Annotated in this window: 12 protein-coding genes and 1 pseudogene; 6 read left to right on the top strand and 7 right to left on the bottom strand. The window is 37.7% G+C overall.

Features of this window, described 5'->3' with window-relative positions:
* From ABYK33_RS11380 to ABYK33_RS11370, 3 genes are all read left to right on the top strand, one after another.
* A partial coding sequence (locus ABYK33_RS11380) for a hypothetical protein (protein ID WP_373033339.1) occupies positions 1-627 on the top strand: 627 nt, incomplete at its 5' end.
* A 676-nt stretch (positions 628-1303) separates the two neighbouring features.
* On the top strand, positions 1304-1552 hold the full coding sequence (locus ABYK33_RS11375) for a DUF2188 domain-containing protein (protein ID WP_373033337.1): 249 nt from the start codon (positions 1304-1306) through the stop codon (positions 1550-1552).
* A 14-nt stretch (positions 1553-1566) separates the two neighbouring features.
* On the top strand, positions 1567-1767 hold the full coding sequence (locus ABYK33_RS11370; RefSeq protein WP_373033336.1) for a hypothetical protein: 201 nt from the start codon (positions 1567-1569) through the stop codon (positions 1765-1767).
* Between the two features lie 106 nt (positions 1768-1873).
* Here ABYK33_RS11370 and ABYK33_RS11365 read toward each other — a convergent pair whose 3' ends face one another.
* The 3 genes from ABYK33_RS11365 to ABYK33_RS11355 form a co-directional block, all read right to left on the bottom strand.
* Entirely contained in the window at positions 1874-2146 is a 273-nt protein-coding gene (locus ABYK33_RS11365) for a hypothetical protein (RefSeq protein WP_373033334.1), read from the bottom strand.
* 88 nt (positions 2147-2234) lie between these two features.
* The gene (locus ABYK33_RS11360) at positions 2235-2903 is read right to left on the bottom strand and encodes a DNA/RNA non-specific endonuclease (RefSeq protein WP_373033332.1); all 669 of its coding nucleotides are present in this window, start codon (positions 2901-2903) and stop codon (positions 2235-2237) included.
* Positions 2904-3049: 146 nt separating this feature from the next.
* Positions 3050-3202 carry a hypothetical protein gene (locus tag ABYK33_RS11355; protein WP_373033331.1) on the bottom strand — a complete coding sequence of 51 codons (153 nt, stop codon included), beginning with the start codon at positions 3200-3202 and terminating at the stop codon, positions 3050-3052.
* A gap of 253 nt (positions 3203-3455) precedes the next feature.
* Here ABYK33_RS11355 and ABYK33_RS11350 point away from each other — a divergent pair, with 253 nt between their 5' ends.
* A complete protein-coding gene (locus tag ABYK33_RS11350; RefSeq protein WP_373033330.1) occupies positions 3456-4307 on the top strand; it encodes a hypothetical protein in 852 nt (283 codons plus the stop codon).
* 33 nt (positions 4308-4340) lie between these two features.
* Here the strand turns inward: ABYK33_RS11350 and ABYK33_RS11345 are convergent, their stop codons facing one another.
* The 4 genes from ABYK33_RS11345 to ABYK33_RS11330 form a co-directional block, all read right to left on the bottom strand.
* Positions 4341-6014, bottom strand: a complete 1674-nt coding sequence (locus tag ABYK33_RS11345; RefSeq protein ID WP_373033329.1) for an SEC-C metal-binding domain-containing protein — start codon at positions 6012-6014, stop codon at positions 4341-4343.
* Positions 6015-6024: 10 nt separating this feature from the next.
* Complete coding sequence (locus ABYK33_RS11340; protein ID WP_373033328.1) at positions 6025-6213, bottom strand: hypothetical protein; 189 nt, start codon at positions 6211-6213, stop codon at positions 6025-6027.
* A complete protein-coding gene (locus ABYK33_RS11335) occupies positions 6210-6515 on the bottom strand; it encodes a hypothetical protein (protein WP_373033327.1) in 306 nt (101 codons plus the stop codon). Before ABYK33_RS11335 ends, ABYK33_RS11340 begins: the two co-directional genes overlap by 4 nt.
* 84 nt (positions 6516-6599) lie before the next feature.
* Positions 6600-7802: a hypothetical protein gene (locus ABYK33_RS11330; protein WP_373033326.1), complete on the bottom strand. Its 1203-nt coding sequence runs from the start codon at positions 7800-7802 to the stop codon at positions 6600-6602.
* Between the two features lie 87 nt (positions 7803-7889).
* Here ABYK33_RS11330 and ABYK33_RS11325 point away from each other — a divergent pair, with 87 nt between their 5' ends.
* Together ABYK33_RS11325 and ABYK33_RS11320 are read left to right on the top strand one after the other, a co-directional pair.
* Complete coding sequence (locus ABYK33_RS11325; protein WP_373033325.1) at positions 7890-8144, top strand: helix-turn-helix domain-containing protein; 255 nt, start codon at positions 7890-7892, stop codon at positions 8142-8144.
* A gap of 212 nt (positions 8145-8356) precedes the next feature.
* Positions 8357-8500: pseudogene (locus tag ABYK33_RS11320) on the top strand (NAD(P)/FAD-dependent oxidoreductase); the annotation flags it as partial.

Below are 8500 nucleotides of genomic sequence, written 5' to 3'. Positions count from 1 at the left end.
CTAGGTAATAGCTGGGAATGTAAAAAGGGTTATCGAAGATCTGGCAATCAATGCTTAGCCGTACAAATACCAAAGAATGCACAACTTAGCTACCTAGGTAATAGCTGGGAATGTAAAAAGGGTTATCGAAGATCTGGCAATTTATGCATTCCAATGAGTCAAACAGAACTGAAGAAACAGAGAGAGCTAGAGCAAGCGATTTTGATGGAAATAGAGAGACGTAAAAATCAAGGAGTGAGTGGGCATGACTGTGAGACAGAATATAGGACGAATGCTGAAGTTTGTGTGGAAATTACAGGAGGAGATTTAGATTGCAGTGAGAGCTATGGAATGGGTTACTATCGTGATTGTGACGTAGAGCTAAGCTATGACGTTGACACTGATTACCAAGGTGGTTCGTACTTGGATGTCGAAGTCGAATGTACAATTGAAATCGAATACAAAGGCCGACAAATCTATTCAACACAATCTGACTCAAACTTTGAAGATAAATCACACAGTCTTTATGCACATGAAAGTGATAGCAATACGATGAATTTTAATTTCTCATTTAGTTCATACAAAGAAATAACCAGCGTAAAAATCAGTTCCGCAGAATGTGAGATAAAAAGCATTGATCTGTATTAAAATAAAACAGAGAAGCTTATCAAAGGCATTTTAATTGTTCTTTTTAAATGTCAATATTGATACGAGGTGATAACTAGGACCTGTCCCCATCTAACTTCTGAACCAAGAATAGGTAGACCAGCGATCTAGTCTCCACAAACATCGTCCACACCATACATTTTAATACTTAGTGAAAACGAGTAAGTCAAATATGAGCCGGATTTGCACAAAATCTGAGACAAGAGAGTAAATGCCACCTTCAACCCCATCCTTTGAAAATAAAGAATGACTAAACTTATATGATTAAAAAACTGAAAAGTGACTTTTGATCCCCATACAATACAACATTTTATGGCGTATAGTAATGACGTTAGCAATGTAACAATTTATTCGATATAATGGATTTCGTGAGGTTAACGCGGCAACGTCAACTTCCAATTTAAATGATGGATCATTAAAATTTGTAGAACTCCATCATAAGCCATGAAGCATTAAACAATTATTAAACAAGTTGTTTGATTGAACTTTAGGTGTTGACATGACTCGTAGAGATACAGTTTTGATAGCCATGATGATTTCTTTTTCATTATCATGGCGCTGTATTCTATTACGTGATATATGCTCGACAAATACTACATTTCTATTCTATTGAGTATAAATCATTGGAATAGACTTGTTACTTATGCAGGAGCATACTGTGAGTAAACCTCAAGACAGAACAGTCTCAAAACGCCCAGATGGAACTTGGGCTAATAAACGTAATGACGCGTCAAAAGCGTCCAGTTTACACAAGACGCAAAAAGAAGCTGACAATGCTGCTCGCGAAATGTTAAAAAAACAAGGTGGTGGTGAAGTTACCACTCAAGGGAGAGATGGAAAATTTCGTAGTAAAGATACAATCGCTCCAGGGAACGATCCGTTTCCTCCAAGAGATAAAGAACATTAAGCTGAGGAGCTAATATGGCAAATTATTATGTAAACAATAATGCTCAACCCACTGGGGAGCATGAAGTACACCATGAAGACTGTAGATTCTTACCAACCCAACGTACACATCTCGGTTATTTTGCTAGTTGTAATCAAGCTATGACGGCAGCTATACGCTTTTATAGAAATGTAGATGGATGTAAATTCTGTAGTCCGGCTTGTCACACAAGGTAAGTAAAGTTTTGACTATCAATATGATGCCCTAATTTAATGAGACTGTGATTAAGTGATATGCTGAAGTTGTCGCTGCCGGGCACAGCGATCTTTATGCTTCCAGCTATTAATCACAGCCACAAGAGGGGCTTAAAGAACCGTCACAACAAGCAGCTCGGCCATTTGAACAACCGCATACACCACCATGGTGTGAACAGCATCCACTTCTTTGCAATTCTTCAGCAGTAGCATTTTTTGCAATCAACATATCACACTCTTGTTTATTGACCAGTTCCTGTTTTGTCTGTATATCTTGCTGATCAATAGCTGTGCTAATAGTACCTGAGGCAGCAAAAGCCATTGATGTGATCAATAGTACCAATATAAAAATCTTACGCATATTTCTGTCCTTGTATTGAATATCAGGCTAGTATATCGAATAACTTATATTAATAGTAATACATAAAATATCGTATCAGGCAGACAACTTATTTGTTAATCAAAATACTGCACTCGACTTGATGTGATTTTAACTTATCAGCTTTAACATCAATAGCATCATTGTTCTGATAGTAAAAACACTTTTGATAGCCTTTAGCGTCATTGTAAATCATCTTCCAAAACCCATTCGGAACGGCTATCTTGTTTTTACCTATTCTCTTGGGATTAGAACTGTATACAACACCGTTAAGAACGCTTACAGAGCCAAGACTAACTGCTACCTGACGTTCGAGCTTCTCAGCCTTGATCCAGGTCTTACGGTTGACCTTTGGAGCTTGTGGGATGATATTAGCCATCGTATATGTCTTACGTACAGCCTTCTCATCATAATCGAAAGAGGCATCATTCGCCAGATGCCCTCTGTCATAGCCGGAGTTAGTATAGTCACGGGTATGACTTCGATACTTTTTCGGCAGGTTCTTCTCGGTATAGAAACTGGAACGCTTTTTGACATTAACGGCATTCACAAGCTTTCCATCAAGCGTGTAGGCGACATACCTGGCACCCTTGGCTGTATAGTCATAGCAAATGGTAAAGGCCTGTTTATCGATGATCTGATCACAGTTTTTTTTGTTGATGAAATCATTTAGATCGGTTGCATTTAGAGTTGTGAGTAATGCTGTTAACAGCATTAGGAAAGTAAGTGATTTTTTCATGGTGTGATTATAACCTGTAAACAAATCACCCTTGTATTTATAGGCTTATTCTCGATCTTTATCTTTCTGAAACCCATTGAGAACATGCGTAATATATAGCTGTGCAAGAATAATAACCGCTAAAATACCGAATCCGACACAAGGCACTACTGATCCTTCTTATCCGGTTCAGGCAGATCACAATACCCACGCTTGTTGTCGCGCTCAGTCAACTTGTTCCCAATCATTCCCAACACTGCTATCAATAGTATTACAGTCGCGACAATCGTGCCTGGGTTAAAATATTTATTGAATTCCATCGTGTTACCTTTCGTTAATTCATTATAGCAAGCTATATAAAAACTGCCTAAAAAATGACGTAATCTTTCCCCACCAAACTGATACATTGTCACTAGTAGTAGAGCATTTATTATAACAATTGCATCTTTGTAGGGGCTTTCTAGAAATTGTCAAGTTTGTGAATATCGATATGAGCATAAAATTGCACAATATGAGGAATAAAAGCCCTTTTGTGGCACACTTATCCTTTGACAAGAACAAGGAGCGTATGACATGGTTAAGGTTGAGAATATACCCGAAGTATATAAGACTCTAAATTCTATAGATAACCGTATAATCACTGACATCATTGAAAAATACATGACGAGTAAAGACTCTGTGAATATACAAAAGAAATTTCTTGAGAACATCGAAAATTGCAGGGTCGAGGGCTATGATGATGTAGATGCGAAAACCTGTCTGGATTATATTGCATTAATTCTAAGGTTTGTACAAAGAAACACTGAAAATCTTGTTGAAGATTACAACGCCTTTTGCCTCAATGAACAAAAATGGTATACCGAATACCTAGGCATTGAAAGCAGTCTTAAAACAATCGAGACAGCATTAGAAGAGATAATTACTTTACCCAAAAGAAAGAAGTCGCCATTTGATTTGAACCTAGATCTAATGCAACCAGAAAGCCTACCCAAAATCAACTATATTAGTAATTCGAAGATATCTATGAGCGACATTGAAATACTCATAAAAAGCAAAGATAACTTGGATTTGATACTCTCTAAACTCCATGACAATGATGGTTGTTATATAAACGATTTTTCTGATTATACTGAGGCCATGGTACAAAGAGGGAAAATGATTGACTTTTATAACCTTTATGATAATTTCATGCTCTATAAGGACAAATACAATTCTTCTACCATTGAACTAAAAAGTAAATGGGCACAAATACAGAAAGAGCGAGTGGAATGGAAAAATAAAATATATAATCTGGAAAATGCTTTTAGAATGAAATTTTTGCAGGAGGGGGAAGACCCTATATTCATTGAGCAGTTGCTTAGAAAAATCCACCTTCAAATTATTCAAAAAACAAATCAACCCATGCACTCTGAAATAGCTTCTTAGGCACGAAGTGATCATCTACAACTACGTTAAAGATTAGTGGAATGTATTCTTATTTTCATTACAGCACTTTTTATACTTTTTTCCAGAACCACAAGGGCAAGGATCATTACGACCAGCTTGCTTTATAGTTTTCTTTGGCTGATGCATTGTGTTCAGTAGTCCTGGAGTAATTTCAATGATATCAGCTTCAATATTTTGACCATTTTTATTTTTATCACCAATCTGCATTATTTTTTTAAGAAACAATGACATGCGTTCTTCCCGATTATTGTAAGGATAGCCTTTTTCATCAAAATAAAATGAAATCATTAATCGTTCATGATCCAATGCCGTATTAAATAATTCCTTTCTAAGCTTCTGTACAACTATAGGAGATTTTTTATAAGCCAAAGTATTTGCTTCTGTACCTGTTTTCGAAATTTCATAAGCTTTTTGTAGTAATGAAGCTGCCTGTAGGTTATCTGTATATCCGAATGTTCCATCTTCATAATATCCTGCTAATAACAACATCTCTTCAGCAGTTTCAATGGAGTGGTTATAAAGTTTTTCTGCTCTCGCTATGTCACGTTCACACCCTCGTCCTAATAAAAACAACTCTGCGAGTGCAAACTCAGCAATACGAAGTTCCTGTTCGGAAGCCAAAGTAAAATATTCATAGGCTAATGCTTCGTTGATATCTACTGGACCACCATTTAGATACATCGTGCCTAAATTATATTGCGCAGTCGGATATCCAGCATTTGCAGCTTGTAGCGTGTAATAAAAAGACTTTTTCAAATCTTGTTTGACACCTTTACCTTTAGTATAAATCACCCCTAAGTTAGTCAGCGCCATTGGATGATCTGCTTCTGCTGCTTCCTCGAGGAATAACAGCGCTTCTGCAATGTCTTTCTCAAGATAATCAGACCCACTAAGACAGATAGTGCCATACATTGCTTTTGCATCGATGCTTCCATTATATGCTGCAGTGCGATACCACGAGTGGGCTTCTTTAAGATTTACTTCTGTACCATAACCCAATTCTAGAGATACAGCATATTCATAAGCAGCATCTGCATTTTCAAAACGAGCCTCTTGAAACTGGTAGAATGCTTTATCAAAAAGTTTGGAAGATTTAAATAAAGTAATTCTTCTATAATTGTTTTTTTCACCTTCTTCTATCTCTAATTTTTCAATAACTCGTGCCTTTGACTGCAGCACCTTTCCGAGTTCATACTGAGCCATTGAATCGGAATCCATGATAGAGGCATAGCAAAAGTCCCGAAGTTTCTGATTGCTATCTAATGTTTGCCAAGTAAACTCTGGTGGCTCAGTCCCATGAATCTTCAGATATAGTCTTTCAACAAGCTTGCAAGCTGTTTCAAGCGATTCATACGCCAAGTCTTTATACTCGGAATCCGATAAAGAAAACTCTTCCGGGTGGGCACCTTTATTGGCATTTATGCGAAGCTTATGCAACCAATCCTTACTCTCTTCGTCGAGTAGATTTTCCTCGTATAAATATTTAATTTTTCCATAAAGATCATTACCCATTTTCCATGGTGCTTTAGTATTTGCTTTAATCACAACCAGTGAACAGGCAGCGGCAACAAATCCTCTAATATGAACCAATGCATATGCCGGTATGTCAGATGCCTGAGATTTCGCTTTTTCATAGTGTGTTCCAGCCTCTTGAGAAAACCGCGTAATAAACTCGATATCAGTCATCTACCTACACCTAAAAATATTCCGTTAAGCTTTGAAAGCTGTATGCCGTCTCAAATCGAACATCATTACCCAATGCCTGGAAGTGTTCTCTTCCACAGTCGATTTTTGCATTCTCCGATCCGCGTCTATCGAAGTCAAAGAAACTGCCTTTTGACGCAACGACGAAGTAGAGCTTTACACTGCCTTCTTCTTCGATCATGAGACGGCCCAGGCCGGGTTGTAGCTACCCAGAGGCGTGTCGAGCTTGAACCACCCTGGCAGTTTGGCATAGACCTTCACATTGTCGTTGAGCTTGAAGGATTGGACGAAGGTCCGTTCCACGTCCGAATCGTATACCATATGCTCATAGATTGACTTATTCGCTTCGGCCATGTTCTTGGAAAGGTAGCCGTAGACCTCTTCTTTTTCGAAGAGTTCCTGGGCATAGTAATAGTCGCCTCCAAGTTTTTGGTATTTGAACACATCACCGACTCTGCCATGTTGTCTGTTGTCGATGATCACTTATCCCCTCCTGTTTTGCAGCATTTGAATTTTTATATTCGATTATATATAATCAAACTGAATGTAGCGAAGAAAAAAGACTCTTTATAAAATATCAAAATATGTTAAATTTTGTTGCAATAGCCGCACTGTAACATTGCCTTTAAATCCTACGTCACCAATATTTAGTATCCTATTAGAAACTATCTCTGAAATGGTGGACTGTGGAAGATTATAATCCCGGTTGTACCCTTTTATGTCCCAACCTTCCTTCAGTGCAAACTCGTGGCGCTTCAAAATATTTCCCGGAATGCTATTTATCGCATGACTTTGACTTATCCCACTTTTTTGCTTAAACGCCGCGGCATTTTTGACTGCCGACCATAAAAAGTTAAATACCTGTGATACAGAATAATCCTCAAGTGTTTTGGCTATTGTCATAATGGTCTTGTCTCCAATTTTTGATGAGTGCAACTGGTATTCATTTAATCTGTTTTGCAGATATTCAATGGACTCATAAACCGCAATTTCCTTCCATAAATCATATCCGGCAGCAATATCCTCAAGAGCGATTTGATTTGGGTAGATCAGCTGCTCAATGATTTCCGATCGGCTGTATAAAGGGGAAGTGACATTTAGGACATAGGGAACCCGGCGATGACTAATATAAATCATATCATTTACACCGAGTTCATAGAAAGTAACATCTTCAGGATCGGGAGATATAAGGTTCCTCTGTATCAAGGTATTTAATATTTCATTCTGATACTTTTTTGTAGGTGCAAGCTTCTCTGCGCTTGATTCCAGGGGCATTATTTTAGTTGAATCATCATTTAGGCATGCACGCAACAATGCACCGAGATATGCTTTATCCTTGACGGACAACTGCTCCAGGGGAACCGGGTCTACTCGGTATTGCAAGAGTGCGGTTCTGATCTTTTCTTCTTCTATTCTCTTTATACTTAACCGTGCCTCCAGCTCCCGTTGTCGTATAGTCATGCATCCAGTGCAGTCGCAATACAGGTCTGTATGATGCCCACAAGCTATACAAAAAAGAGTGTCACGCCTTCGATAACTGCTCTTTGAACGAGGAAGTGAAAATAAATTTGTTTCACAATATGGACACTGCTGTGCATGTTTTCGAAGAGGGAGTGCTTTATATAAATCATTTGGCAATATGTCTATATTATATTCATCTATCAGATCGGAATTTTTCTCGCCGTCATAATATCTCTTGGAGAGTTCCTCGGCCTGTACTGATGTCAAGTGTTTCAATTTGCTTTGGAATTTTTCGTACTTCTGTATCATCGAAATCCTACACCGCCTTGTTATGACAAGTTGCTGAAAAAATCTTATCGGAATAAAGTTTGACAACTTCTTATTACAAGTTGAGCAATGAAAGAGATAAGCAATCTTCCTGATGATTTTATGGATCAGACATATATAAAAATTGGCAGAAATGTCAAAAGAATTCGTGAGGAAAGAGGCATTTCTCAATTGAAGCTTGCACAGGGTATTGGCCATAAATCTGTATCTATAATTTCACTTGCCGAAATTTATCACAACAAGCAGCACTTCAATATTGAGCATCTCATGAAAATAGCATATATTCTTGATGTTGATGTGTGTGAGTTCTTCAAAACTACATAATTTTCCAAATACCCTTTGTATTTTTAATACGAAATATAATTGTATACATAGATTTAAAATTCAATTATTGAACCACTTATATTAATAATAAAAACAGTACAATAAACACAATTATAAGTATACTAATTCAAAAGTTTATTACTTTGCTAATCTTCTAAAAGCCTAATTTTAGGGATAAAAGTATCTATTAGTATATTTTTATAGTTAGTCCTTCTTGCCGTGCGGACACCCTCCCGAAAGTGGAGATGTTCGTCAACCTGCCCAAGTACAAAAAACTCAAGGCCAAGGGTGACCTTATCTTTACCAAGACCGGAATCCGCGGCCCGGTCGTTCTCGACTTCTCCCGCGAGATCACG

The organism is Sulfurovum sp., from assembly GCF_041562805.1.
Taxonomy (GTDB): Bacteria; Campylobacterota; Campylobacteria; order Campylobacterales; family Sulfurovaceae; genus Sulfurovum.
This window is presented reverse-complemented; position numbering and strand designations above follow the sequence as displayed.

What these genes read in the sequence shown, in the direction of transcription:
- ABYK33_RS11370 (WP_373033336.1), top strand. Translation starts at nt 1,567, where the DNA reads ATGGCAAATTATTATGTAAACAATAATGCTCAACCCACTGGGGAGCAT.
- ABYK33_RS11365 (WP_373033334.1), bottom strand. Translation starts at nt 2,146, where the DNA reads ATGCGTAAGATTTTTATATTGGTACTATTGATCACATCAATGGCTTTT.
- ABYK33_RS11360 (WP_373033332.1), bottom strand. Translation starts at nt 2,903, where the DNA reads ATGAAAAAATCACTTACTTTCCTAATGCTGTTAACAGCATTACTCACA.
- ABYK33_RS11355 (WP_373033331.1), bottom strand. Translation starts at nt 3,202, where the DNA reads ATGGAATTCAATAAATATTTTAACCCAGGCACGATTGTCGCGACTGTA.
- ABYK33_RS11350 (WP_373033330.1), top strand. Translation starts at nt 3,456, where the DNA reads ATGGTTAAGGTTGAGAATATACCCGAAGTATATAAGACTCTAAATTCT.
- ABYK33_RS11345 (WP_373033329.1), bottom strand. Translation starts at nt 6,014, where the DNA reads ATGACTGATATCGAGTTTATTACGCGGTTTTCTCAAGAGGCTGGAACA.
- ABYK33_RS11340 (WP_373033328.1), bottom strand. Translation starts at nt 6,213, where the DNA reads ATGATCGAAGAAGAAGGCAGTGTAAAGCTCTACTTCGTCGTTGCGTCA.
- ABYK33_RS11330 (WP_373033326.1), bottom strand. Translation starts at nt 7,802, where the DNA reads ATGATACAGAAGTACGAAAAATTCCAAAGCAAATTGAAACACTTGACA.
- ABYK33_RS11325 (WP_373033325.1), top strand. Translation starts at nt 7,890, where the DNA reads ATGAAAGAGATAAGCAATCTTCCTGATGATTTTATGGATCAGACATAT.